The 24,101-nt window shown below is 73.7% G+C and carries 22 protein-coding genes and 1 pseudogene; 9 read left to right on the forward strand and 14 right to left on the reverse strand.

Going from position 1 to position 24,101, the window contains the following annotated elements; translation table 11 throughout:
* The coding region (locus BI06_RS05245) for a phosphatidylinositol-specific phospholipase C (protein WP_051740258.1) at positions 1-797 on the forward strand (797 nt) is incomplete at its 5' end.
* A gap of 9 nt (positions 798-806) precedes the next feature.
* Here the strand turns inward: BI06_RS05245 and ligA are convergent.
* On the reverse strand, positions 807-2,876 hold the full coding sequence (ligA, locus tag BI06_RS05250; RefSeq protein ID WP_043465439.1) for an NAD-dependent DNA ligase LigA: 2,070 nt from the start codon (positions 2,874-2,876) through the stop codon (positions 807-809).
* A 102-nt stretch (positions 2,877-2,978) separates the two neighbouring features.
* Entirely contained in the window at positions 2,979-3,473 is a 495-nt protein-coding gene (locus BI06_RS05255) for a DUF4232 domain-containing protein (protein ID WP_043465441.1), read from the reverse strand.
* A 271-nt stretch (positions 3,474-3,744) separates the two neighbouring features.
* Between BI06_RS05255 and cspE the strand changes: the two genes are divergently transcribed.
* Complete coding sequence (gene cspE / locus BI06_RS05260) at positions 3,745-3,957, forward strand: transcription antiterminator/RNA stability regulator CspE (protein ID WP_030395223.1); 213 nt, start codon at positions 3,745-3,747, stop codon at positions 3,955-3,957.
* An 83-nt stretch (positions 3,958-4,040) separates the two neighbouring features.
* On the opposite strand, the gene BI06_RS05265 is transcribed toward cspE, so the two are convergent.
* Positions 4,041-4,475, reverse strand: coding sequence for a VOC family protein (locus tag BI06_RS05265; protein WP_030395222.1), 435 nt, complete (start codon positions 4,473-4,475; stop codon positions 4,041-4,043).
* Positions 4,476-4,618: 143 nt separating this feature from the next.
* A complete protein-coding gene (locus BI06_RS05270; RefSeq protein ID WP_043465443.1) occupies positions 4,619-5,191 on the reverse strand; it encodes a TetR/AcrR family transcriptional regulator in 573 nt (190 codons plus the stop codon).
* A gap of 196 nt (positions 5,192-5,387) precedes the next feature.
* On the opposite strand from BI06_RS05270, the gene BI06_RS05275 reads away from it, so the two are divergent.
* The 3 genes and pseudogenes from BI06_RS05275 to BI06_RS05285 all read left to right on the forward strand — a co-directional run bounded on the left by BI06_RS05275 (position 5,388) and on the right by BI06_RS05285 (position 8,618).
* The gene (locus tag BI06_RS05275) at positions 5,388-6,845 is read left to right on the forward strand and encodes an MDR family MFS transporter (protein ID WP_199523249.1); all 1,458 of its coding nucleotides are present in this window, start codon (positions 5,388-5,390) and stop codon (positions 6,843-6,845) included.
* A gap of 84 nt (positions 6,846-6,929) precedes the next feature.
* Positions 6,930-7,382, forward strand: a pseudogene (locus BI06_RS05280) (GDSL-type esterase/lipase family protein); the annotation flags it as partial.
* Between the two features lie 165 nt (positions 7,383-7,547).
* Positions 7,548-8,618, forward strand: coding sequence for a methyltransferase (locus tag BI06_RS05285; protein ID WP_082558273.1), 1,071 nt, complete (start codon positions 7,548-7,550; stop codon positions 8,616-8,618).
* 125 nt (positions 8,619-8,743) lie between these two features.
* On the opposite strand, the gene BI06_RS05290 is transcribed toward BI06_RS05285, so the two are convergent.
* Positions 8,744-9,100: a VOC family protein gene (locus BI06_RS05290; RefSeq protein ID WP_030395217.1), complete on the reverse strand. Its 357-nt coding sequence runs from the start codon at positions 9,098-9,100 to the stop codon at positions 8,744-8,746.
* Positions 9,101-9,576: 476 nt separating this feature from the next.
* On the opposite strand from BI06_RS05290, the gene BI06_RS05295 reads away from it, so the two are divergent.
* Both BI06_RS05295 and BI06_RS05300 read left to right on the forward strand, forming a co-directional pair.
* Entirely contained in the window at positions 9,577-9,999 is a 423-nt protein-coding gene (locus BI06_RS05295; RefSeq protein ID WP_030395216.1) for a hypothetical protein, read from the forward strand.
* A gap of 137 nt (positions 10,000-10,136) precedes the next feature.
* A complete protein-coding gene (locus BI06_RS05300; RefSeq protein WP_043465447.1) occupies positions 10,137-11,117 on the forward strand; it encodes a hypothetical protein in 981 nt (326 codons plus the stop codon).
* Positions 11,118-11,214: 97 nt separating this feature from the next.
* Here BI06_RS05300 and BI06_RS05305 read toward each other — a convergent pair whose 3' ends face one another.
* The gene (locus BI06_RS05305; RefSeq protein WP_030395214.1) at positions 11,215-11,880 is read right to left on the reverse strand and encodes a hypothetical protein; all 666 of its coding nucleotides are present in this window, start codon (positions 11,878-11,880) and stop codon (positions 11,215-11,217) included.
* 239 nt (positions 11,881-12,119) lie between these two features.
* Here BI06_RS05305 and BI06_RS05310 point away from each other — a divergent pair, with 239 nt between their 5' ends.
* A complete protein-coding gene (locus tag BI06_RS05310; RefSeq protein WP_082558274.1) occupies positions 12,120-13,439 on the forward strand; it encodes a YncE family protein in 1,320 nt (439 codons plus the stop codon).
* Positions 13,440-13,500: 61 nt separating this feature from the next.
* Here the strand turns inward: BI06_RS05310 and BI06_RS05315 are convergent, their stop codons facing one another.
* The 3 genes from BI06_RS05315 to BI06_RS05325 form a co-directional block, all read right to left on the reverse strand.
* Positions 13,501-13,995 (reverse strand): hypothetical protein, encoded by a 495-nt coding sequence (locus BI06_RS05315; RefSeq protein ID WP_030395212.1) that lies wholly within the window; start codon positions 13,993-13,995, stop codon positions 13,501-13,503.
* A 78-nt stretch (positions 13,996-14,073) separates the two neighbouring features.
* A complete protein-coding gene (locus BI06_RS05320) occupies positions 14,074-15,330 on the reverse strand; it encodes a tetratricopeptide repeat protein (RefSeq protein WP_043465449.1) in 1,257 nt (418 codons plus the stop codon).
* A gap of 227 nt (positions 15,331-15,557) precedes the next feature.
* The gene (locus tag BI06_RS05325; protein ID WP_043465451.1) at positions 15,558-16,043 is read right to left on the reverse strand and encodes an FBP domain-containing protein; all 486 of its coding nucleotides are present in this window, start codon (positions 16,041-16,043) and stop codon (positions 15,558-15,560) included.
* Positions 16,044-16,114: 71 nt separating this feature from the next.
* Between BI06_RS05325 and BI06_RS05330 the strand changes: the two genes are divergently transcribed.
* Positions 16,115-16,684, forward strand: a complete 570-nt coding sequence (locus BI06_RS05330; protein WP_043465453.1) for a TetR/AcrR family transcriptional regulator — start codon at positions 16,115-16,117, stop codon at positions 16,682-16,684.
* Positions 16,685-16,897: 213 nt separating this feature from the next.
* On the opposite strand, the gene BI06_RS05335 is transcribed toward BI06_RS05330, so the two are convergent.
* The 5 genes from BI06_RS05335 to BI06_RS05355 form a co-directional block, all read right to left on the reverse strand.
* On the reverse strand, positions 16,898-19,318 hold the full coding sequence (locus BI06_RS05335) for an RICIN domain-containing protein (protein ID WP_051740260.1): 2,421 nt from the start codon (positions 19,316-19,318) through the stop codon (positions 16,898-16,900).
* Positions 19,319-19,361: 43 nt separating this feature from the next.
* Positions 19,362-20,381, reverse strand: a complete 1,020-nt coding sequence (locus BI06_RS05340) for a LacI family DNA-binding transcriptional regulator (protein WP_030395207.1) — start codon at positions 20,379-20,381, stop codon at positions 19,362-19,364.
* Between the two features lie 49 nt (positions 20,382-20,430).
* Complete coding sequence (locus BI06_RS05345) at positions 20,431-22,368, reverse strand: glycoside hydrolase family 36 protein (RefSeq protein ID WP_051740261.1); 1,938 nt, start codon at positions 22,366-22,368, stop codon at positions 20,431-20,433.
* Positions 22,365-23,213 (reverse strand): carbohydrate ABC transporter permease, encoded by an 849-nt coding sequence (locus tag BI06_RS05350; RefSeq protein WP_051740262.1) that lies wholly within the window; start codon positions 23,211-23,213, stop codon positions 22,365-22,367. The genes BI06_RS05345 and BI06_RS05350 overlap by 4 nt, the downstream gene beginning before the upstream one ends.
* Positions 23,213-24,101: carbohydrate ABC transporter permease (locus BI06_RS05355; protein ID WP_051740263.1), on the reverse strand; the 889-nt coding region annotated here is incomplete at its 5' end. The genes BI06_RS05355 and BI06_RS05350, both read right to left, overlap by 1 nt.

The raw sequence follows: 24,101 nt of genomic DNA on the forward strand, positions 1-24,101 counted from the left end.
TGCCGGGCGGCGCCGACTGGCTGGCCGCCGTCGACCCGCGGCTGCCGCTCGCCCGGCTCACCCTGCCCGGCACCCACGACACCTGCTCGCTGTACGGCGGGCCGCTCACCCAGACGCAGACCCTGGCGCTGCCCGATCAACTGGCGGCCGGGGTGCGGTTCCTCGACATCCGCTGCCGGGCGGTCGACGGGGTGCTCGCGATCCACCACGGGCCGGTCTTCCAGCAGATCTTCTTCGGCGACGTGCTCAACCAGTGCCAGGCCTTTCTCGCCGCCCACCCCGGCGAGGCCCTGGTGATGCGGGTCAAGCAGGAGTACTCCACCGTCCCCGACACCGAGTTCGGCGCCCTCTTCGCCGACTACCAGCGGCGCTGGCCGGGCCTGTTCCGGACCGAGGACCGGATCCCCGCGCTCGGCGAGGCCCGCGGCCGGGTCGTCCTCCTCGCGGACAACTCCGGCCTGCCGGGCATCCGCTGGGGCGGCGGACGCACCGACATCGAGGACGACTACGACATCGGCACGATCTTCGACATCGACTCGCGCAAGTGGCCCGAGGTCTCCTCCCATCTGACCGCCGCCCGGGCCGCCACCGACCCGCAGCGGCTCTTCCTCACCTTCACCTCCAGCTCCGGCTGGGGCCTCTGGCCCCGCCAGGCCGCCGACGCCATCACTCCCAGACTGCGCGGTTACCTCGGCGGCCTGGACCGCTCCACCCGCCCGGTGCTCGGCACCGTCCCGATGGACTTCGTCACCGCCGAGCTGGTGCGCTCGCTGTACGCATTGAACTTCAGCGCCTGAGGGCGGCCTTCAGCCCTGCGGCAGGTACTCGGCCACCAGGACGGCGAACTCCTCGGGGGCGACGACCCGGATGCCCAGCTCCTCCGCCTTGGCCCGCTTGGACCCCGCCTTCTCGCCGGCGACCAGGAGCGTGGTGCGCTTGGACACCGACGAGGAGGCCTTGCCGCCGGCGCGCTCGACGAGTTCGTTCATCTCGTTGCGGGAGAGCGCGGCGAGCGGCCCGGTCATGCTGCCGGTGACGACCACCGCCTCCCCGGTGAGCGGGCCGCCCGCAGGAGCCTGCGCCGGGTCGCCCCCCGACCCGTCACCGGCGGGCGCGTCGACGGCGGGCACCTGGGGCTCGGTGACGGCCGTGCCGACCCGCTGGGCCGCGAGCCGGTCCAGGAGCGGGGCGAGCTCGGTCAGTTCGGAGACGATGAGCCGGGCCTTCTCCGGGCCGATGCCGTCGACCCGGGCCAGGGTGTCGGCGTCGGCGGCGCGGATCGCCGCCATCGAGCCGAAGTGGGCGGCGATCCGCCGGGACATGGTGCGCCCGGTGCCGCGCACACCGAGCGCGCAGAACACCCGGCCGAGCGGGCGGTTGCGGGCCTCCTCCAGGGCGGCGAGCAGGTTGTCGGTGCTGGTCTCCCCCATCCGGTCCAGACCGAGGAGCTGCTCGCGGGTGAGCGTGAAGAGGTCCGCGATGTCGGCGACCAGGCCGGATTCGACCAGTAGGACGGCGCGGGTGCCGCCCAGGCCCTCGATGTCGAGCTGGTCGCGGCCGGCCGCGTAGATCACGGACGCGACCGCCTGGCAGTTGCGGCCGCGCGCGCAGCGCCAGCGCTGCTCGCTGGTGTCGATGGCGTCGCCGCAGCGGGGGCACACCTCGGGGAAGACGATCGGGCGCTCGTCGCCGGTGCGCTGCTCGGTCAGCGGGGCCTCGACCCGCGGGATGACGTCCCCGGCGCGGTGGACGAAGACCTGATCGTTGATCATGAGGCCGCGCCGGGTGATGTCGGCCGGGTTGTGGAGGGTGGCGTAGGTGATGGTGACGCCGTCGATGACCACGGGTTCGAGCACGGCCCGGGGGGCGATGATGCCGGTGCGGCCGACGTTCCACTCGACGTCGAGCAGCCGGGTGACCTTGTGCTCGGCGGCGAGCTTGCGGGCGACGGCCCAGCGCGGCGCGCGCGAGCCCGAACCGGCGTCGCGCTGGTCCGCGGCCGCGTCCGCCTTGACCACGACGCCGTCGATGCCGAAGGGCAGCGCGGCGCGCAGGGCGACGATCTCCTCGATCCGCCGCTGCACCTCCTCGGTGGTCGCGCAGCGCAGGGGGTGGGCGTCGGTACTGGCGGCGGTGTTGGCACCGAGGGCGGCGAGCCGCTCCAGGAGGGCGCTGTGGGTGAGGTCCTCGTCCAGGCCGAGGGCGCCGTAGGCGAAGAAGGTGAGCTCGACCCGGTAGGGCCGGTCCTTGGCGCGCAGGGTGCCGGCCGCGCCACTGCGGGGGTGGGCGAACGGCTCCGCGCCGTGCTCGGTGCGCAGCCGGTTGGCGGCCTCGAACTGCTCCTGGGTGAGCAGGACTTCGCCGCGCAGCTCGACGTCGACGGGCTCGGCCAGCGCGGCGGGCAGGCCGAGCACGGCGTCGGCGGCGTGGCTGATGTCCTCGCCCGCGAGCCCGTCCCCCCGGGTGAGGACCTGCTGCAGCCGCCCGGCCCGGTAGCGGGCGGCCACCGCCAGCCCGTCGAGCTTGGGCTCGACGCACCACGCGGCCACGGGGCGGCCCAAGCGCCGCTCCAGTCCGGCCGCCCAGGCGTCCAGTTCCTCGCCGGAGAACACGTTGTCCAGCGACAGCATCGGCACGCTGTGCGGCACGTCCCCGACGACCGCCCCGCCGGCGACCTTCCCGCTCGGCGAGTCGGGCAGCACCTCGTCCGGGTGCGCCTCCTCGTAGGCCGAGATGGCGCGCACGAGGGCGTCGTACTCGTCGTCCCCGAGCGGGGTGGCCCCGTCGGTGTAGTACGCGGCGGCCGCGCGCACGGCAGCGGTGACGGCGTCGGCATAGGCGGACGAGGACAGCAGCGGAGCGGTTGCATCGATCATGGCAGCATCATCGCCCCCACCACCGACAATGCCCGCTGCCCCCGCCCCGGAGGCGCCGGGCGCGCCGCAGCCGGGCCGGTGGTCGGGCGCCGGGGCCGGTGCTCAGGCGCCGGGCTGGACGGGGCCGACGAGGGTGCCCTCGGAGACGGCGAAGGCGCCCTCCGCGACGGAGGTGCCGGGGATCGCCCCGTCGGGTCCGCGAAGAGTGAACGAGGCCTCGTCGGCCGGGCTGGTGCGGCCGTCGTTGCGGACCTGGATGTCGAAGTGCACCGGCCGGCCCGGCCCGAAGGTCACCACTCCGGTCTGGTCGCCGTACGCCCCCGCGGTCACCGGCAGCGTGCTGCCGTGCTCGGAGAAGCTGACGTCGGTCGGCGAACCGGCGAGCCGGCACGGGGCGTAGCCGGCGGGAGCGGTCAAGGTCACCCGGAAGTGGAGGTGGCCCGCGCTGGACTGGTCCTGGGCGACCCTCGCGAGGTGGTTGGCGGGGCGGCAGGCCGACGGCGCGGCGTCGTCGGCCGTCGCGGCCAGGGCGGTTCCCGGGGCGGTGACCGCCAGGACGGCGGTGGCGGCGGCGATGAGCGTCCGGTTCATGCGCATGCTGGAACTCTCCTCACGGTGCGGGGAACCGGCGGCGGGGTGCTCAGGGTGGGGAGCGCGGTCCCGCGCGGATTCCCGATGGTGCGTCCACGCAATGTTAGTCCTTCCTAACGGACCGTCATGACGTGGCACTCTCCGGCGGATCGCGGGGCCACACTGTGGCTGGATCAGATTGACGTGATTCCAGGGTTGCGTGATCCATGGCGTGGGCACGACGAAGAAGCCCGGCCGCTTCGGGGCAGGGCTTCGGGACTCGATCGAGGGGACGCGGATGTCGTCGAAGGTGAACGGACAGGTCAAGTGGTTCAACGAGGCCAAGGGGTTCGGCTTCATCACGCCGGAGGACGGCAGCAAGGACGTGTTCGTCCACTTCTCGGCAATCCAGGGCACCGGCTTCAAGACCCTCGTCGAGGGCCAGAACGTCCAGTTCGAGATAGAGGCCGGACAGAAGGGTCCGTCCGCCGCCAACGTCACCGTCGTCTGACCGCCGTCCGCGCCGACGTGCACAAGTGAGGCGGCGGTGCCCGGGCCGGCAGGGGCCCGGGCACCGCGCGGTCCCGGGGGAGGTCAGTCCAGGCAGAACTCGTTGCCCTCGACGTCCTGCATCACCAGGCAGGACTCGTTGAAGCCGTCGGCGCGCAGCAGGTGGAGGCGGGTGCCGCCGAGTGCCTCCAGGCGGGCGCACTCGGCTTCGAGGGCGGCGACGCGCTCCTCGCCGACGAGGCCGGTGCCGACGCGGACGTCGAGGTGGAGGCGGTTCTTGACGACCTTGCCCTCGGGGACGCGCTGGAAGTAGAGGCGCGGGCCCACGCGTTCGGGGTCCTGTGCGACGAATCCGGCGCCCTGGCGTTCGGCCGGCAGGCTGCGGTCGTACTCGGCCCAGGAGGCGAAGCCCTCCGGCGCCGGCGGGACCACGTAGCCCAGCACCTCGCACCAGAACCGCGCGACCCGCTCGGGTTCCGCGCAGTCGAAGGTGATCTGGACCTGCTTGACCGATGCCATCCGTCCTCCGTCGCACACACTGCCGGTGTCCACCGGGGCGCTCCCCGGTGATCGTTCACGGCGGGCGAGCCTGCCACAGGGTCGGACCGGGCTCAAGCGGTTTTCCCCCCGAGGACGCGGCGGGCGGAGCAGCCGACGGGGTGTCAGCGGACCAGGGGGAGGAACACCGTGTCGACGATCTCTTCGAGGGTGTCGTCGGGGACGGGGGCGAAGGTCGTCAGGATGTCGTGGCGCAGGAGGTCGAAAGGGAGCGACTTGAGGCGCGGGGTGAGGCGTTCGGGCCGGACCTCGCCGCGGGCGGCGGCGCGGGCGAAGAGTTCGTCGAGGGCTTCGGCGCGGCCGGTCACCAGGGGGTCGCGCAGGTCGGCCGGGTTGGTGCCGGTCTCGCCGTGGAAGTCGGCCAGGCGCAGGTTCATCACCGTGACCAGGCGGACCCGGGTCGGGGAGTTGATCTCGCGCATGAGGGCGAGGACGTCGCCCCGCAGGGTCCCGGTGTCGGGCTGGACGAGCGGGGACACCTTGAGGGTGTGGGCGACGGCGGCGCGGACGAGTTCCTCGCGGTTGGCCCAGCGGCGGTAGAGGACGGGCGGGCTGGTGCCCGCGCGCTTGACGACGGCGTCCATGGTGAAGCGGGCGTAGCCGTGGTCCGCGAGTTCCTCCCAGGCGGCGTCGAGCAGTGCCTTCTCCAGTGCCGGTCCGCGGCGTCGTTCGGCCATGGGCGCTCCTCCTTTGGAAAGACTTGCCTTTCTTATCCTAGCGGCCTAGCCTGACCACCGTAAGATAGACCGATGTATCTTAAGGTGGCTGCCGCGCATGAGCACTCCCGACCCCACGGGCCCCGACCGCACGGGCCCCGACCGCACCGACCCCCGTCGCACAGACCCCGACCGCGTGGACCCAGCCGTGTGGCGGATGGCGATCACCCTCGTCGTCGGCGCCCTCGCCGTCGTCCTGGACACCACCATCGTCAGCGTCGCCCTCGACGACCTGACCAAGGACCTCGGCGCCCCGCTCTCCACCGTCCAGTGGGTGGGCACCGGCTATCTGCTCGCCGTGTTCGTCACCGTCCCGCTGGCCGGCTGGGCGCAGGCGCGGTTCGGCGGGCGGCGGCTGTGGGTCGCGGCCCTCGGCGGGTTCCTGCTCGGCTCGCTGCTGAGCGCGCTGGCCTGGGACGCACCCAGCCTGATCGCCTTCCGGGTCCTCCAGGGTGCCGCCGCCGGCGTCATGATGCCGCTGATGGCCACACTGCTCGTGCAGGCGGCCGGGGGCCGCAACATCGGCAAGGTCATGGCGATCATCACCGTGCCCACCGCCCTCGGTCCGATCCTCGGGCCCGTACTCGGCGGTCTGATCCTGCATCTGGCCGACTGGCGCTGGCTGTTCCTCGTCAACATCCCCTTCTGCGCCGTCGGCGCCCGGCTCGCCCTGCGCAACCTGCCCGACGACCGGCCCGTCCCCGGCCGCCCCGGCGCACCGCTGGACGCGCTCGGCCTGCTCCTGCTCTCCCCCGGCTGCGCCGCCCTCGTGTACGGCCTCTCCCGGGTCGAGGGCAGCGCGGGCCTCGCCGACGCCGGGGTCCTCGTCCCGCTGGTCTGCGGACTCGCCCTGGTCGGCGGTTTCGTCGCCCGGGCACTGACCCGCAGCGGCGGCGGCACCGTCGTCGACGTGCGGCTGTTCCGCCACCGCGCGGTGGCCTCCTCCGCGACCCTGCTGTTCCTCGGCGGCGTCTCGCTGTACGGCTCGATGATGCTGCTGCCGCTCTGGTTCCAGCAGGTCCGGGGCGAGGATGCGCTCGGGGCCGGACTGCTGCTGGTCCCGCAGGGCCTCGGCGCGCTGCTGGCCCGCGGCCTGGCGGGGCGGTACACCGACCGCCTCGGCGCCCGCCGGGTCGCCGTCGCCGCGTTCGCGCTCGTCGCCGCGACGACCGTGCCGTTCGCCTTCGTCACCGCCGGGACCGGTGAGTGGCTGCTCCTGGCGGCGCTGTTCGTCCGCGGCCTCGCCCTGGGTGCCGCCATGATCGCGCCGATGGGCGCCGCCTACGTCGGACTGGAGCACGGGGAGATCCCCGACGCCAGCATGATCACCCGCCTCGCCCAGCAGCTCGGCGGCTCGGTCGGCATCGCCCTGATCGCCGTCGTCCTCCAGCACGCCACGGCCGGCGCCCACTCCCCCGACGCGCTGGCCGAGGGCTTCGACACCGCCTTCCGGTGGGCCACGGCCCTCACCGCCGTGGCCGTGCCGCTCTGCCTGCTGCTGCCGGGCCGCCCCGCGGTGGCGGACGGTGGCGTGCCGCCCGCCACCGCGGACGAAACGGACGGAGCGACCGCAGCGGACGGAGCGACCGAAACCCGGTCGGCCGCCCAGGCCTGAGCCGCGCGTTTCCGGCAACGTTCCTGGCGGGCAGCCGCCTCCCCCACTCCCCACCCAAGGAGAAATCATGACGATCACCGCTGGCGGACGGACGTGCTCGACGCGCGGCCGGACGTGGTGTCCGTCCTCGTCGGCGCCAACGACATGGGGTGGCAGACGACGGCACCCGACGGCCGTCCGATCCCCGCCGCCGAGTTCGCGGCGGGCTACGACCGACTGCTCGCCCCGCTGGCCGCGGCGGGCACGCAGCTGATCCTCGTCGAACCGTTCCTCCTACCGGTCGGTGGCACCTTCCGGGCCGGTCACGCGGTCGTCGACGACCAGGTGCGGAAGCTGTGGCGGGCCGATCCGGACCCGAAGATCGATGCCGTCCACGAGCTCGCCCGCACGTACGGCGCGCGGCTGCTGGCCGCGGACGACATGTTCGCCGGGCTCGCGGCACGGACCGGCCCCGAGCACTGGTCGGTCGACGGCGTGCACCCGACGCCGGCCGGCCATGCCGCCCTCGCCTCGGCCTGGCTGCGCCTGGTCCGGTGAGCAGCGGCGCGGCCCGGCGCAGGCGCGGCGGGCAGGCGCCGGGCCGGATCGGTCGCGGTGGGTGTCGGACCGGTTACTCATGGGCAGTCTCCCGGGCGGACGGCCGGGCACCGGCCTCCGCGACAGCACCGGCCACGGCAGCAGCGACAGCAGCAGGAGGACAGCATGAGTGACGACGACGCTCGCGCGATCGGCGGGCAGGCCGGAGCGGCCGGGGCGGCCGAACAGGAGGAGGCGCTGCGGGCCTCCGCCGCCTTCCTCGTCGACGAGGCGCTCGGATTCCTCTTCCCCGCCGCGCTCCGGGCCGCCGCCGAGGTCGGGGTCGCCGACCACCTCGCGGCCGGGCCCGCCCTCCCCGCCGACCTCGCCGCCGCGACCGGCACGGACGCCCGCAATCTGCACCGGGTCCTGCGACTGCTCGCCACCCGGGGCATCGTGGCCGAGGACGAGCAGGGCCGCTTCGCCCTGACCGGGGCCGGGCAGGCGCTGCGGAGCGATGTCCCGCACTCGGCGCGGACGGCGATCGGGATGCTGACGGACCGCACCATGTGGGGGCCCGCCGGTGAACTGACGCACTGTCTGACCGAGGGCGACACGGCATTCGAGAAGCTCTTCGGCATGCCGTTCTTCGACCACTTCGCCAAGGACGAGCGCACCGCCGCCGTCTTCCACGTCGGCATGGCGGCGATGTCCGATCCGGAGAACGCCCCGATCGCGGCCGCCTACGACTTCCCCGCCAGCGGCACCGTCGTGGACATCGGCGGCGGCCACGGCGGACTGCTGCTGGAGGTGCTGCGCCGCAACCCCGGCCTGGAGGGCGTGCTCTACGACCGCTCGCACGTCCTCGCCGGGAACCGGCTGCACGCGCACGGGGAGATCGCGGGCCGCTGGACGCCGCAGGACGGCGACTTCTTCTCCTCCGTGCCGTCGGGCGACATCCATCTGCTCAAGCGGATCACCCACGACTGGGACGACGACAGCTGCGTGACCCTGCTGGGCCACTGCCGGCGCGCCCTGCGGCCGGGCGGCCGGATCCTGGTCCTGGACGCCGTGGTGCCGCCGGGCAACGGGCCCCACCAGTCGAAGGCGCTGGACCTGATGATGATGGCCTCGCTCACCGGGCGGGAGCGGACCGAGGCCGACTTCGCGGAGCTCTTCGGGCGGGCCGGTCTGCGGCTGTCCCGGGTGGTCCCGACCTCGACGGTGCTGTCGGTGGTCGAGGCCGTCGCGGCCTGACGGGCAGACAGCCGGAGGGGAGTGGGCCGCTACCGGCCCGCTCCCCTCCGACGCAAGGCCGGGGTCGTCCCAGGGACGTCCCTGGGACGACCCCGGAGCGGGGCTCGGCACAGCCAGGGCGCGGCTCAGCCCGCGGGCTGCCAGAGCTCGATCCGGTTTCCCTCCGGGTCGGTGACCCAACCGAACCGCCCGACGCCCTCCATCTCCTGCACGTCCTCGGCGACCGCGGCACCCCCGGCCCGGAGCTGGGCGAGCATCGCGTCGAGGTCACGGACGCGGAAGTTCAGCATGCTCTGCTGGCTGCGCGTACCGAAGTAGTCGGTGGCGGCCTCGAAGGTCGCGAAGACGGTCGGCCCCTGCTCCTGCTGCCACAGGCCGTGCTCGTCCGTGTCCAGACCGAGGCTCTCGCGGTACCAGGCGGCCAGGGCGGCCGGGTCGGAGGCACGCAGGAAGTAGCCGCCGATGCCGAGGACGCGTTCCATGTTCCGGTTCCTGTTCTGTCGGGGTGGGGGCGGTGGCCATCCTCGCACCGGTGGAACCGCCGCCGGCCGACGGCCGGTGGCGACGGCGCGTTCCCCCGAGCTCGGAATACTCGATTCCACTTCTGGAATCGAAAGAAATTCCCCCTTCGGACAACCTGAAATTCCGTCAGAAGCCCTCCCATGACGGAACAGCCGCCGCTAATGCGGAATGCGGGGAGCAATCGAACGAATCGCCCTCGATCAGAAATGACGGCGTCTCACGATTGGTCCAGACCACTTCTCAAATCCCAGCTCAGGGGCTCGCGGCCGAGTGAGACGTCTCAAAGCCCGCTTCCCCTCTCGAACCGGCCCGGTCGCTGCGGCAGAGTCGTTCCTCGCCGGGCGGTGCACAGCCCGCAACCGATCCGGGAAATCGACCGACGCCTCGACGACGCAGGCGTGCCGAATTCCCGATCCACCGATCGAGAGGCAAGAACGTGAAGAAGAAGATCGCGGCCGGCGTCCTCGCCGCCGCCACCCTGGGCTCGGTTCTGCTCGGCGCCTCCGCGCCGGCCTTCGCCAGCAGCGGCGGCTGCGTCAGCGGCGACGCCTGCCTCTACTACAGCCCGAACCTCCAGGGCGCGAAGTTCGGCAAGGGCGAGTACGGCAACTACAGCGGCAACTTCGGTGGCGGCGGCGCCGGCAACGGCCAGCCCGTCATCAACAACGCCGCCTCGGTGTCGAACATGGACCACTACCACAACCTCCGTGTCCACTACCGCGAGTTCAGCATCCGCGACTCCGGCCCGAACCAGTTCGTCCCGCACGACCAGTGGGTGAACCTGGGCGCCGTGCCGTGGAACGGCGGCTCCGTCAACATGCGCAACAACAACCACTCGCAGAGCTGGGAAGGCATCTAGCCAGCGGCCGACCCGGGTGCCGGGCCCCGATCACCGGGGCCCGGCACCCGGGTCGCACCCACTCCCCCGCACCACCCGCCGCACCACCCGCCGAACCGCCCGCGGCACCGCGCGGGCGGGTGCCCGAGGAGCCCCGCATGACACCCCCGCGCCGCGGCCGCCCGCTGCCGGTCCTGCTGCTGACCGCCGCTCTCACCGCCGCCCTGGCCCTGACCGCCGGCTGCGCCTCCGGTCCCGCCGCGAACACCGCCGCAGCCGCCGCGCCGCCGTCCGCCACCCTCGCTCCGATGGAGCCGCCGCCGATCGGGGACGTCCCCCGGCTGAGCCGGGTGGACGACCGGACCCTGCCGATCGAGGCGTACCTGCTGAGCGGGGAGCAGTTCCGGCAGCTCGACACGGCCCAGGGCGTGCTGGTCACCCGGTGCGTCCGGGGGTTCGGCCTGGACTACTCCGCGCCGACGCCGACCGCGCCCGCCACGACCCAGACCTCCCACCGCTACGACCCGGTGGAGATCTCCGACGTCTCCGCGAACGGCTACCACTCGCCCGACCCGGACCGCGGGAAGAAGCCGGGCGCGGCGCCGTCCGTCAGCCCCGACGTCACCACCGTGCTCGGTGCCGGCCTCGGCCCGGACGGCAGGCCCGCCCCCGGCACCGCCACCGAGTACCGGGGCAAGAAGCTGCCGTCCGGCGGGTGCATCGCGGACGCGCAGCGGCAGTTGACCGCGCGCGGCGGCACCGGTCGGGACGCCGATGTCGCGGTGGGGGTCAACTACGAGGGCTTCGAGCGCTCGCGGCAGGACCCGCGGGTCCTGGCGGTCTTCCAGGACTGGTCGCGCTGCATGGCCGAGCGCGGGTACTCCTACGGCACTCCCGGGGACGCCCTGAAGGACCCGCGCTGGGGCGCCACCGCGACCCCGTCGGCCGAGGAGATCGCCACCGCCACCGCGGACGTCGACTGCAAGGCGCGGGTCAATGTGGTCGGCGTCTGGTTCACCGTCGAGTCCGCGTACGAGCAGGAGCTGATCCGGCTGAAGCAGCCGGAGCTGACCACTGCGAAGGGCGCCAACGACGCGATGCTGACGGTCGCGGCCTCGGTGACGGCCACCGGCGTCTGAGCCGCAGGCGTACCTGCGACACGGGACCGCCGGCCCGGACGCGTCGGGGGACGACGTGTCCGGGCCGGCGGCGTGTCCGGGCCGGCGGCGGGTGCCGTCAGTTGACGTGGACCACCGGGGAGCCCGCCCGGCTGGAGTCGGCCAGCGGGCCGTAGGTCGCCGAGAAGTAGCCCTCACCCGGACAGAGGCCCGAGCCGCCGCTCTTGACGAAGTGCTCGTTGCGGAAGCTCAGGGTGTGGGTGGCGTTGTCGGAGGTGCCGGTGAAGGCACCGCTGAGCTGGTAGGTGCAGGTGAGGGTGCCGAACCAGCTGTTCAGCACGGCCGAGGCCTGGATCGGGCCGGCCGTACCCGCGGCGAGGACGACCGGCTGGCCGCCGCCGAGCGAGAGGTTGTAGGCGAGGTTGCCGACCGTGAGGCTCTTCACCGAGGTGACGCCCGTGACATTGGCCGTGCAGGAGCCGAAGCTCATGCCGGTCAGGGAGGCGGTCGCCGTGCCCGGCGCGTCGGGGTTGGTCAGGGCCCGGGCGGTGAACGGCGAGACGCCGCAGGTCACGCCGGTGGCGCCGGTGGTGGCCGAGTAGAAGGTGGCCTTGGTCCCGGCGGCGAGCGACGCCACCAGGGTGTCGCCCGCGGCCACGGCCGCGCCGGCGGCATCGCCGGTGGTGAGTACCGGGACGGCGGCGGGGGCGGCGGACGCCGGGACGGCGCCGACGGCCAGGGTCGCGGCGGACGCGGCCAGGGCAAGGCAGGTGCGGATACGCATGGGGGCCTCGTTCTCGGTGGGGGGCGGCGAGCGGGCACGCTTCCGGAGCCCCGGCAGGGGGCGGAGGTGGGGGTTTCCGGGAGCTGACTACGTTGTAGAGCGGTGTCCATGCACCGTCAAGGAGCCTGGCGCGACTTGTTGACGAATCGTCAGCAAGACGCCGCACGCCTCTTGCCAGCGGCACCGGGCGCTCCCTACCGTCGAGTACCCCCGGAGCACCGCTCTCCAAGGAGCCCCCGATGTCCTCGACCTCCCTCCCCCGAACCCCGCGCCCCCGGCGCACCCGGCGCCCCCAACACCCCCGACGCCTGCGCACCCTCCTCGGCATCGCGGCCGTGCTCGGCCTGACCCTGCCGGGCGCCACCGCGACCGCCGGCACGGCGGAACGCCCCGGACCGGCCGGTGCCGCCGCACTGCGGGAGGTGATGTTCGTGGGCAACAACTGGGACGGCACCGCCGACGTCATCACCTCCCGCGGCGACCTGGCCCGGATCGGCCGGATCGACGTCGTCCCCGACAAGGACCGGCGCCTCACCGAGATCTACCTCGACCCGATCAAACTGGGCTACTTCCTCGGGATCAGGCTCGGCCCCGGCGAGGGCCACGATCAGTTCGTCGACGACATGTACTCGACCCCGGACGGCACGGCCGTCGTCGTCTCCCGGCCGAGCTTCGCCGACGTGGTGTCCATCGACCTCGCCAGCGGCCGGATCAACTGGCGCTTCCCGGTCGCGGGTTACCGGGCCGACCACATGGCGCTCTCGCCCGACGGCACCCGGGTCGTGGTCTCCGCCTCCACCGCCAACACCGTGCACGTCCTCGACATCGCCACCGGCCGCCAGCTCGGCTCGTTCCGGACCGGCGACAAGCCGCACGAGAACCTCTTCACCGACGGCGGCCGGTACATCTGGAACATGTCGATCGGCGACGTCACCACCGCCCTCGACGCCCCCTGGCTGGACTGGACCAAGGGCGACCGCCGGATCACCGTGGCCGACGCGACGACCTTCCGCACCGTGCGGGTGATCGACATGCGGGAGCGGCTGGACGCCTTCGGCCGCCCCGACCTGTCCGACGCCGTCCGCCCCGCCGCGTTCAGTCCGGACGGTTCGACGCTGTACTTCCAGGTCTCCTTCTTCAACGGCCTGGTCGAGTACGACGTCGCCACCGACCGGATCACCCGGATCAGGACCCTCCCCACCAACCCCGCGACCAACGAGGACCGCACCACCTGGGTCAACGACTCCCGCCACCACGGCCTGGCGATGAGCCCCGCCGGGGACAAGCTCTGCGTCGCGGGCACCGTGGACGACTACGCCACCGTGGTCGACCGGACGACCCTCCAGGAGGGGCCGCTGGTGCCCGCCGTCAAGCCCTACTGGGCGACCGTCAACGGCGACGGGACTTCCTGCATCGTGTCCGAGGCCGGGGCCGACCGGGTCAGCGCCATCGACTTCGCCACCGGGCAGCGCACCTCCTCGGTCGATGTCGGCGACCACCCGCAGCGCGTCCGGCTCGGCCACGTACCCGCCGGGTGGAGCGGCCCGGCGGCACACTGACGCCGCCGACCGCCACCCGCCGGTCCCTGCGCTGCCCCGCCCTGCCCCGGGCGGGGGTCCGTCAGTCGTCCTGCCGCCGGTAGCCGGCGGTGCCGTGCAGCACCGCTCCGGCCGCCCGGGCCGACTCCAGGCTGCGGGTCAGCAGCTCGGCGCCGGCCGCCGGGTCGAGATCCATCAGGCCCGGCGGCCAGGTGCCGGGCGGCACGACGAGCACCACGACGGCGCGCCGTCCGGCGGCGGCCGTCAGCCAGCCGGGCGAGGCCAGCACGTCGGAGGCCGGCTCCCAGGCCTGCCGGCCGCCCACCATGACCAGCCGGACCAGGGCGTTCCCCGCCAGTTCCACCACGGCGGTGGTGGCGGGCGGCTCCCCCGCGGCCAGGACGAACCCGCTGTCCACCGCGTTGTCGACGAAGGCCGCGAACAGGGCGGGGCCGATCTCCACGATCAGTTCGGCGAAGGGTGGTCCGAGCTCCACCGCACGCACTGCCAGGGCCCACACCATCGGCACCGAGCCACCGTCACCCGGGCCGTCCGTCTCGTCCGTGTCGTCCGCCATGCCCGGTCCAACGAGCCGGCCGCCGATCCGACGCGGCCCCGCCCGGGTGGTCGGGCGGGGCATCTCGCGGGAGGACGCTCAGGGCGTGTCCCGCGGTACGGCCGCGCGCAGCCGGCTCTCCAGGGCGACGACCTCGGCGAGCGGGGACGCGTAGAGGGCCGGGATCTCGGCCGCGAGGACGCGCATCAGCGCGACCGCCTCCGTCGCCGCGGCCAGACCGCCGGCCAGGTCGAGGCCGGCCTCGGCCCGGACCCGGGCGTGGAACGCCAGCGCCAGGCCCAGGTCGCCGCGCCGCGCCACCGGGTTGAGCGCGGCCTGCGCCCGCATCATCGCGACCGCCCTGGTGGTGACCTCGGCCGCCTCCCGGAACCGCCCCAGGTCGGCGAGCGCCGCCGCGTGCAGGGACAGCGAGTCGGCGAACAGCCCGCCGTGGACGCCCGGTTCGGCCCGGTCCAGTTCCTCCAGGATGGCGACCGCCTCCGCCACGGCGGCCAGCGACTCGGCCCGGCCGTTGTGCATCCGGGCCGCGTTGCCCAGCGCCATCGCGAGGTCCCGGCGGTGGACCGCCGGATTGGCCGCGGCCAGCCGACGGTAGAGCGCCACGGCCTCCTGGATGCTCCTGAGCGCCCGGCGGTGCTGGTTGCGCGCCGACTGGCGGCGGGCCAGGTTGTTGACCGCCTGGGCGAGTCCGTGGGTGTGGACGGCCTGGTCCACCGCGACCAGCCGGCGGTAGAGGGTCACCGATTCCTTGGTGACGTCCAGGGCCTCGGCGTGTCGACCGAGCCGGGACAGCACCACGCCGAGCTGGCTGAGCGCGTTGGCGAGCTGCGGCCGGAAGGCGTGGTCGGCGCGGGCGAGCTGCCGGTGGAGGTCGACGGACTCCCGGGTCACGGCGACCGCCTCCTGCGGGCGCCCGAGGCCCCACAGCGCGGTGCCGAGGCCGAGCAGGGTGGCGCCGAGCGGGGCGGTGAACGGCGCGGTCACGGCCTGTCCGCGCCCCAGGTCGACCGCCTCGGAGGCGGTGCGCAGGCACTCGTCCCAGTGGCCGAGTTTGGCCAGCGCCTCGCAGCGGAGCACCAGGACGTAGGCGAGTGCGGCCGCCGCCTCCCGGTTCGCGGGGCGGCTGCCGGCGGTGTGCCCGCGGAGGAGTGCGGCCGTCTCCTCGGTCGCCGTCAGGGCTTCCTCGTAGCGGCCGGCGAGCACCAGCCGGGCGCACCGTTCGAAGGCGGCCTGGGCGGTGCCGGACGGTGCGACGTGGTCGGAGGGTCCGGCGACGGCATCGGACGGTCCGTCCTGCGGTGGCGGCTGCTCGGCGCCCGGTATCTCCTCGGACATGGCCCTCCCTGGGTTCGGGAGCGGCCGCCGGGTACTCGAACCGCCGCTCGCTGAGGGGAACTGACGGTTCGTCGGATCACCGCCGGGCGGGCCCGGCGGTCTCCTCAGTATGCCCGGCCGGGCCGCCCCCGTACCGTCGAACGGCCGACTCCGGCCACCGGCGCGCACCGGCGGGGGCGGCGGCGGGGAGCGTCACGCCGCCACCCCGGCGACGGCGCCGGGGAGGGTCACGCCATCACCTTGGCGACGAAGGCGGCGAGGTTGGCGACCGTGCGCTCGATCTTCTCCTCCAGCGTGAGCGACTCGTGCAGCTTGGTGCCGACCTCCTTCTTGCCGCGGACGTACAGCGAGCAGGCGAGGTCGGCGCACATGTACGCGCCGACGGAGTTGCCCTGCTTGCCGGCCTTCCCGGCGCGGGGCGCCACCAGCAGCGAGACGCCCCCGGTGTGCGTGGTGACGCACAGCGAGCAGAGACTGCGGCGGGCCTGCCAGGAGGCGGCGCCGGAGGAGCGCAGCGCGACCGCGACCGGGCGGCCGTCGAGCACGGCGACGAGGTAGGCCCGGTCGGGCGCCTGCGGGTCGCGCCAGCCGAGGAAGTCCAGGTCGTCCCAGGGCTGCTCGGCCAGGTCGCGGGGGACGTTCAGGCGCGAGGCCTCGCCCTTGGTGCAGTTGACGAAGGCGGCGCGGATCTCGGGTTCGGTCAATGGCTTCATAGGAAGCAACGTAAATTACCTAGGCTTCCTAGGCAAATGTATTATTGCCCCAGGTGAGCGAGAGGACGGGCATGGCACGCGTGGGACTGAACACCGAGCGCCTGACGGCGGCGGGGGCGGAACTCGCCGACGAGGTCGGCTTCGACAAGGTGACCGTTTCCGCGCTCGCGCGGCGCTTCGGCGTCAAGGACGCGAGCCTCTACTCCCACGTCAAGAACTCCCAGGACCTCAAGACCAGGATCGCCCTGCTGGCCCTGGAGGAACTCGCCGACCGTGCCGCCGCCGCGCTGGCGGGCCGGGCCGGCAAGGACGCCCTGACCGCCTTCGCCAACGCCTACCGGGACTACGCGCACGAGCACCCCGGCCGCTACGCCGCCGCGCAGCTGGACCTCGACCCGGAGACAGCCCGCGCCAGCGCGGCCGTCCGGCACTCGCAGATGACCCGGGCCATCCTGCGCGGCTACCGCCTCGCCGAGCCCGACGAGACGGACGCCGTCCGGCTGCTCGGCAGCACCTTCCACGGCTATGTCGCCCTCGAACGCTCCGGCGGGTTCCAGCACACCCCCCGCACGGCCGAGGACAGCTGGAACCGGATCCTGGACGCGCTGGACGCGCTGCTGCGGGCCTGGCCCGCCGCCTGACCGCGACCCGAGGCGAGGCGAGGCGAGCCGAACCGAACCGAACCGAACCGAACCGAGGCAGGGTAACGACGACGGGCTCCACCCGGCGCAGGCCGGTGGAGCCCTGTCGTCCGCGGGCCCGCCCCCGCTCCGCTCCGAGGCGGCGGGTACGGGCCGCGGGGGCCCGGCCGGGGCGCGGGCGTGGGGGAATCCCGCGCCCCGGCCGGGGGTCTGTCAGCCGGTGACCTCGACGACCGAGGTCCGACCGGCCGGGACGGTGACGGTGGCGTAGGTGTACACGGTCCCGTCGACCGTGACGGTGCGGGCGGTCTGCGCGGCGCCGTCGACCGTGATACCGCTGTGGGCGCCGGTGAACCGGGCGGTCCAGGTCAGGTTCCCGGCGGCGGAGGTGTTCGTCAGCGTCGACCGGGTGCCGCCGTCGTGGCGCAGGGTCACCGTGCCGGTGCCGACGGGGACGGAGCTGAGCTGCAGCCAGCCCATGTCGGCGGGCAGGCCGGAGGCGGTGGTCAGCGCCCGGCCGGCGGCGTCGGGCTGGACGCCCAGCAGGCCCTGGACGGTCTGGCCGAGCAGGGTGAAGGCGATCTCGGGGTAGTCGCCGTTGAGGAAGCGCCCGGTGCTGTGGAGGGCGCCGGCCCGGTCGTAGACGTAGCGCATCCACTTCCAGCCGTTCGCGGGCTGGTTGTGGGCGAAGAAGACGTCGGGCAGGTAGGTGGCGGCCTCCAGGTTCTCGGGCGCGCCGCTGCCGGAGGCCTGGGCGTCGATCCAGGCCAGGTAGTCGTTCTGCCGGGCACCCGGGTCCATGATCCCCTTGAGCGGGACGAACCAGGAGTTCTCCTTGCCCCAGTCGCTGTACGCGGTGCCGTTGACGTCGTAGGCGCGCACCACCCGCCCGGGGTTCCTCGGGTCCACGCTCCAGGTGGAGTTGAAGTAGGACTTCAGGGTGGCGGCCCTGTCGTTCAGCCCGGCGGCCGCGGCGGTGTCGCCCTTGGCGGTGGCCAGCGCGGCGGCGGACAGGTAGGCCCGGTACTGGGAGGCGATGGCGTCGCCGGACTCGGCGAGCGTGGCACCGTTCTCGTTGTAGCTGGCGACGCCCTTGAAGATGTCGCCGCTGGTGGCCTGGGCGACGGGGACGCCGCCGTTGTCGATCGGGCCGGTGTGGCCGGTGATGTACGGGCCGACGGTGCTCGCGACGAAGCCGGACATCGCCGGGTCGTTCAGGTAGTCGGTGTCACCGGTCCAGCTGTACGCCTCGTTGATCTTCTGGGCGAGCTCGAAGGCGGCGGGCAGCTCGCGGACGAACGAGGTCGGGCTGCGGTAGTCGATCGACAGCGGGGTCTTCGCGTCGAAGTTGACCGCCCAGTACGGCATGTGGTCCGGGGCGCCGGCCGCCGAGGAGGCGAAGGAGCGGAGCATCGTCTTGGTGGCGCCGTCGAGGCCGAGCAGGTGGGCGCCGACCACCTGGTGGGCGAAGTCCCGCGAGTAGAAGCCGGAGCGGTACGGGTAGCCGGCCCAGTAGGAGGCGGCGTAGACGCCCTGGCCGCGGCCTCCGCTGTTGCCCTCGTCCGCGTTGAGGGCGCCGGTGGCGCCGGGCTGGGAGCTGAAGGAGTTGGCCTTGGCCCGGGCCCACTCGAACATCGCCGTGACGGTGGCGTCGGAGGAGGTGATCCGCGGCGCGTTGGGGGCGGCGGGGGCCACGGTGACGTCGTCGACGTTGACCCAGCCACCGGGCGCCGAGTCGACGGCCACGGTGACGGTGTCGCCCGCCGCCACCCGCACGCCGGACACCGTGTACTGGGCGTAGACGCGCTGCGAGGGGATCGTCACGGTGCCTGCGGTGGTGCCGTTGACCTGCACGGTCAGGGTGCCTCCGGCCGCACCGGAGGCGATCCAGGCGCCGATGTCGTAGCCGCCGGCCTGCGGCGCGGTGGTGCTCCGGCTGATCCGGTAGCCGGTGCCGGCGTCCAGGTACGCGGCCCGCGAGCCGCGGTGCGCGTTGTTCCCGGCGGTGCCGGTGTGGGCGCCGAACGTCCAGCCGCTGCCGTTCTGTTCGAGGCCCGGGTCGCCGAAGGCCAGCGGGTCGGCCCGGGTCAGCAGCCACTGCTGGTTGACGCCGCCGTGGCACGTGTACTGCTGGATCCGCGCGTTCGGCGTGGGGGCGCCGTTCGGCAGGTCGAGGCAGAGCGCGCTGTTGGCGGGGTGGACCAGGAAGGCGCCGTCGGCCGCGCTCTCCAGGGTGAACTGCTCGTTGGCCGAGTCGTCGCAGGCGTACTCGATCAGCGCGGCGCCGGGGGCGGTGGAGGCGCCCTCGACGTTGAGACAGGACTGCGGGGCGGAGCGGTCGGCTATCCGGTAACCGCCGCGGCCGTTGGGGGTGAACTGCCAGCGCTGGCCCAGGACGCCCTGGCAGGGCTGCTGCACGACCGGGGTGCGGTCGGTGCCGGCGGCCCACAGGCCGCCCAGGCACTGGCCGCCGGCAACGGAGGCGACGGTGTAGGCGGCTCCGGCGGCCACCGGCTCGCCGGCGGCACGGGCCGCGCCGGCGGGGAGCAGGGTCAGGGCGCTCGCGGCGAGGGAGACCAGGCCCAGGTGGGCGTGGACGCGCCGCGCGCTGCGGCGGGGAACGGGGTGGGGCAACGTATCCTCCGACATCGTTGTGGAAGGGGCGCCCCCGGCGGCCTCAGGCCGGCGGCCGTCGGGGGTGGTAGGGGGCGGTCGTGCCGCGCACGACCACCTCCGGCTGGAACATCAGTTCGCCGACCGGGACCTGGTGGCCCGAGAGCAGGCCGACCAGGGCCCGGGCGACCTCGGCGGCCAGCCGGTCGACGGGCTGGCGCACCGTGGTCAGTGGGGGATCGGTGAACTCCATGAGCGGGCCGTCGTCGTAGCCGATCACGGAGATGTCCTCGGGGACGGACAGCCCCTGCCGGCGGATCGCCCGGATCGCGCCGAGCGCCATCTGGTCGCTGGCGGCGATGACTCCGGTGACGCCCTGGGCGAGCAGCTGCTCGGCGGCGAACTGGCCGCCCTCGACCGAGTAGGTCTGGTGCACCACGAGCTGCTCGTCCTCGCCGAGGCCGAGCGCCGTCATCGCGGCCCGGTAGCCGGCCACCCTCCGGTCGGTGGGGCGGTTGCCGACCGGGCCGGCCGCCATCGCGATCCGGCGGTGGCCGAGGCCGTGCAGATGGCGCACCGACAGTTCGGCCGCGTAGGCGTCGTCGGTGGAGAAGGCGACGGAGGAGCTGTCCTCGAACCGGCCGTTGATGCAGACATAGGGGACGGGGCGGTGTTCCAGCAGCTGGAGGACCTCGGGGTCGAAGTTCTCCAGGGTGTTGCTGGCGGAGCAGAACACTATCCCGCTGGCACCGAGGTCCAGCAGGGACTTCAGGAAGTCGCGCTCCTGCACGCCGCCCGGCAGCGCGGGGCAGACCACGGCCCGCAGGCCGTGCGGGGCCAGCGCGAGGCCGATCCGCTCCGCCATCACGCCGAAGATCGGGATCGACAGCCCCGGGGTGATCACCCCGACGATGCCGCCGGAGGCGGCGCCGCGCTCGTAGCCGACCTCCTCCATGGCGCGCTCGACCAGCTGACGGGTCTTCTGCGACACGCCGGCCTTGCGGTTGAGCACTCGACTGACGGTGGCCACGCTGACACCGGCGTGCTGCGCGACTTCGGTGATCCCGATTTTCTCGTGCTCCATTTCCCTGCCCCCAATGCGTTGATCGTTTGGCCGGTCGGCCGTAACTATGTCATCCCGTGGCCTCGGTGACGTCGCACAGGCCGCCGGCCGGGACGGCGACCGAGTACAGGCCCTCCGCGAGGTCGAGCAGCAGCTCGGGGCCGGGGCGGCCGGCCGCGTCGTAGGGCTCGATCCGGACCCGGCGGGCGGGTCCCTCGACCTCCAGCAGCAGGCGGCCGGTGGTCGAGGCGTTCACCAGGGTGAGGGCCTGCCAGGGGCCGGTGGGCAGGGTGACCGGCCGCTCGTCGTAGGCGGTGACCACCCACTGCTCCCCGTGCCGGGCGGTGACCTGCGGGTACAGCTCGTCCGGACGGCCGGGCTCGTAGTGGCCGCCGGTCAGGGCGGGTGCGAGCCGGCGCCAGGCGGCCAGCCAGAACGCCAGCGCCTCCCGGTGCGGCGCGGGGAGTTCGGTGAGCCGGGCGGAGATCTGCGGCACCGAGTGGAGCGCGCCGTGGACCTGCCGGGCGAGCACCTCGGGCGCGCCCTGCGGGTCCCACATCAGCATGTCGGAGTGGACGGCGCCGCCGGGGGCGAGCATGGCGATGTCCAGGGTGCGGACCCGGTTGGCGACCGCGTCGGCCGGGCAGTCGATCGCGCGCAGCAGGTTGCCGTAGGCGGTCATGGCCGGGCCGGTGTAGCGCTGGCGCAGCTCGATCACGAACTCGTCGCCGCGCAGTTCCCTGAGCTCCTCGCGCAGCAGGCCGAGCAGCAGGGCCATCGCCTCGCCGACGTCGGCGACGAAGCCCGGGCCGGCGTCCTCGGGCGCGGGGGCCGCGCCGTAGGCCACGGCCTCGTCCAGGAAGTCGATCTTCAGCCCGTCCAGGCCGTAGTCGGCGACGGCGTCGCGGCAGACCCGGACGACGTGCTCGCGGACCTCGGCGTGGCGCGGGTCGAGGATGCGGCAGTCCAGCCGGTGCACGTAGTGCGGGGCGAACCGGGCCCAGGTGCGGTGGGCCTCGGCGCGCTCGCCGAGCAGCAGCGGGGCGATCCAGGCGGTGTAGCGCAGCCCGGCCGCCCGGACGGTCTCGACGTGGGCGCGCAGGTCGGGGAACTTGACCGGGTCGGCGGTCCAGTCGCCGCAGCCGGCGTAGCCCCGGCCGTCGCCGTGCAGCTGCCAGCCGTCGTCCAGGAACAGCTGCCCGCAGCCGAGTTCGGCCGCGAGCGCGGCCTCCCGCTCGACGCCGGCGGCGGTGACGTCCTGGGCGAAGGCGTACCAGGTGGAGTAGACCGGGGTGCGGCCGAAGTCGGGCGTGGGCATCGGGGTGCCGCCGGGCAGGGCGGCGAACCACTCCCGCAGGTCGCGCAGGGCGGCGGCCAGGCTCGCGCCGGGCGCGGCGAGCCGCAGCCGGACGGTCTCCCCCGCGGCGAGCGGGAAGCGCAGCCAGACGCCGAAGCGCTTGTGCTCCTCGCTGACCCCGAAGCGCACGGCGGTCTGCCGGACGGTGCGGTCGGCGGCGAAGGCGAGCATGGTGCGCCCGGCGGTGTCGTACAGGCAGCCCACCGGGGCGGAGTCCACCAGGGAGACCGGGCGCCAGGGCGACCAGTCGGCGGGCAGGGTGCGCTCCCAGCCGGCGTTGGGGTGCCAGTAGCCGGCCGCGTCGCCGAGCGGGACGTCCAGGCGGACGGTCACCTCGGTGTCGGCGGTGGCGGTGATCCCGGCGCTGTCCCAGGCGGTGTCGTCGGCCGCGTGGGCCGTGTCGACGGTGCCGGGCGCGGCCTGGACGGTGATCCGGGCGCCGAGCAACAGCAGTTCGTGCGTGCCGCCCTCCCACTGGTCCGGGGTGAAGGTGGGCAGCGCGGCGAGGTCGATGGAGCCGGTCTGCACGGCGGGCCTCTCTCGGGTCGGGGTCGGGGTCGGGTCGGGAGTGGTACCGGCGGTGCCGGGGGTGTCGGTGGTGCCGGTGGTGGTAGCGCGGGCGGTGCCGGGGTCCTGCGCTGCCGCGGTCACTGCTTGACGGCCCCGGCGAGCATCCCGGAGACGAAGTGCTTCTGCAGGAAGAGGAAGAGCACGGCCATCGGGACCGCCGCGACGGCGGTGCCGGTGAGCAGCTGGCCGTAGTCGACGTCGGAGCTGCCGGTGAGCGCCGCCAGGGCGACCGGGATGGTGTACGAGGCCGGGTCGCGCAGCGCGATCAGCGGCCACAGGAAGTCGTTCCACTGGAACAGGAACAGGAACATGGCGAGCGCCGCGAGCGCCGGACGCATGGTCGGCAGGGCGATCCGCAGGAAGAGCCGCAGCTCGCCGCAGCCGTCGATCCGGCCGGCCTGGAGCAGTTCGTCCGGCAGCGCGCTCATGGACTGCCGCATCAGGAAGATGCCGAACGGGAGGGCCAGGTTGGGCAGCAGCACGGCCTGGTAGGTGTTGAGCCAGTCCAGGTTCACCATCATCTTGAACAGCGGGACGATGGTGAGCTGGGTCGGCACCACCAGGGCGAGCAGCAGCACGGAGAACATCAGGCCCTGGCCGCGGAAGCGGAACTTGGCGAAGCCGTAGCCGGCCAGGGTGCAGACGATCCCGCCGAGCACGGTGTAGGTGACCGACAGCATCAGGGAGTTGAGCACCACCCGGCCGAAGCCGACGGACTCCTCCAGGTTGCCGAGGTTGGTGCCGAGCTCACCGCCCGGCAGCAGCTTCGGCGGCCGGCCGAAGATGTCGTGCGAGGTGTGGGTCGAGGCGATCGCGAGCCAGTAGAGCGGCGCGACCGTGAAGGCGAGCAGCGCGAGCATCCCGGCGGTGAGCAGCACCTGGCCGCGTCGGGACGCGCGGAACGCGGGGCTGGTGGTGGCGGCCATCAGTCCTCCTCCTTGGCGAGCTTGACCTGGACGAGGCCGAACAGCGAGATGATCAGGACCAGCGCGTAGCCGATGGCGGACGCGTAGCCGAAGTCGAAGTACCGGAAGCCGGTCTGGTACAGGTACACGCCGATGGTGGTGGTGGCGTTGTCGGGGCCGCCGCCGGTCATGATGAACGGCTCGTCGAAGAGCTGCAGGGTGCCGATGGTGGAGAGCACCACCGTCAGCAGCAGGGCCGGGCGCAGTCCGGGCAGGGTGACGTGCCAGAACCGGCGCAGGGGGCCGGCGCCGTCGACGGCGGCGGCCTCGTGGTGCTCGGCCGGGATCGACTGGAGCCGGGCCAGGTAGATGACCGCGTTGTAGCCGGTGTAGTGCCAGGTCAGCGCGAGCATGATGGACACCCGCGCCCAGAACGGGTCGTTGAGCCAGTGCACCTCGGGCAGGCCGACCAGCTGGAGCAGCCAGTTGACGGCGCCGGAGTCCTGGTTGAGCAGGGCGCCCATCATCAGGCCGTAGGTGACCAGGCCGGTCACCACCGGCAGGAAGAAGCCCAGGCGGAACAGCGGCTTCCAGCGCAGCAGCGCCGAGTTGAGCGCCACGGCCAGGCCCAGCGAGAGGGCGAGCATGACCGGCACCTGGACGACCAGGATCAGCGCGGTGTTGCCGAGGGCCTTCCAGAACAGCGGGTCGTTCAGCAGCCGTTCGTAGTTGCCGAGGCCGGTCCAGGTCTGGGTGGTGCCCTCGGTCCGGTACAGGCTGAGGACGAAGGACCAGACCACGGGGTACAGCCGGAAGGCGGCGAACAGCGCGAGGGCCGGGAGGACGAACAGGTACGGCGCCAGGCGGGCGCCGCCGCCCCGGCCCGCCCGCCGGCGGGCCGGGGCGGCG

The sequence above is a fragment of the Kitasatospora sp. MBT66 genome (assembly GCF_000710405.2).
Taxonomy (GTDB): Bacteria; Actinomycetota; Actinomycetes; order Streptomycetales; family Streptomycetaceae; genus Kitasatospora; species Kitasatospora purpeofusca.

What these genes read in the sequence shown, in the direction of transcription:
- ligA (WP_043465439.1), bottom strand. Translation starts at nt 2,876, where the DNA reads ATGATCGATGCAACCGCTCCGCTGCTGTCCTCGTCCGCCTATGCCGAC.
- BI06_RS05255 (WP_043465441.1), bottom strand. Translation starts at nt 3,473, where the DNA reads ATGCGCATGAACCGGACGCTCATCGCCGCCGCCACCGCCGTCCTGGCG.
- cspE (WP_030395223.1), top strand. Translation starts at nt 3,745, where the DNA reads ATGTCGTCGAAGGTGAACGGACAGGTCAAGTGGTTCAACGAGGCCAAG.
- BI06_RS05265 (WP_030395222.1), bottom strand. Translation starts at nt 4,475, where the DNA reads ATGGCATCGGTCAAGCAGGTCCAGATCACCTTCGACTGCGCGGAACCC.
- BI06_RS05270 (WP_043465443.1), bottom strand. Translation starts at nt 5,191, where the DNA reads ATGGCCGAACGACGCCGCGGACCGGCACTGGAGAAGGCACTGCTCGAC.
- BI06_RS05275 (WP_199523249.1), top strand. Translation starts at nt 5,388, where the DNA reads ATGGCGATCACCCTCGTCGTCGGCGCCCTCGCCGTCGTCCTGGACACC.
- BI06_RS05285 (WP_082558273.1), top strand. Translation starts at nt 7,548, where the DNA reads ATGAGTGACGACGACGCTCGCGCGATCGGCGGGCAGGCCGGAGCGGCC.
- BI06_RS05290 (WP_030395217.1), bottom strand. Translation starts at nt 9,100, where the DNA reads ATGGAACGCGTCCTCGGCATCGGCGGCTACTTCCTGCGTGCCTCCGAC.
- BI06_RS05300 (WP_043465447.1), top strand. Translation starts at nt 10,137, where the DNA reads ATGACACCCCCGCGCCGCGGCCGCCCGCTGCCGGTCCTGCTGCTGACC.
- BI06_RS05305 (WP_030395214.1), bottom strand. Translation starts at nt 11,880, where the DNA reads ATGCGTATCCGCACCTGCCTTGCCCTGGCCGCGTCCGCCGCGACCCTG.
- BI06_RS05310 (WP_082558274.1), top strand. Translation starts at nt 12,120, where the DNA reads ATGTCCTCGACCTCCCTCCCCCGAACCCCGCGCCCCCGGCGCACCCGG.
- BI06_RS05315 (WP_030395212.1), bottom strand. Translation starts at nt 13,995, where the DNA reads ATGGCGGACGACACGGACGAGACGGACGGCCCGGGTGACGGTGGCTCG.
- BI06_RS05320 (WP_043465449.1), bottom strand. Translation starts at nt 15,330, where the DNA reads ATGTCCGAGGAGATACCGGGCGCCGAGCAGCCGCCACCGCAGGACGGA.
- BI06_RS05325 (WP_043465451.1), bottom strand. Translation starts at nt 16,043, where the DNA reads ATGAAGCCATTGACCGAACCCGAGATCCGCGCCGCCTTCGTCAACTGC.
- BI06_RS05330 (WP_043465453.1), top strand. Translation starts at nt 16,115, where the DNA reads ATGGCACGCGTGGGACTGAACACCGAGCGCCTGACGGCGGCGGGGGCG.
- BI06_RS05340 (WP_030395207.1), bottom strand. Translation starts at nt 20,381, where the DNA reads ATGGAGCACGAGAAAATCGGGATCACCGAAGTCGCGCAGCACGCCGGT.
- BI06_RS05350 (WP_051740262.1), bottom strand. Translation starts at nt 23,213, where the DNA reads ATGGCCGCCACCACCAGCCCCGCGTTCCGCGCGTCCCGACGCGGCCAG.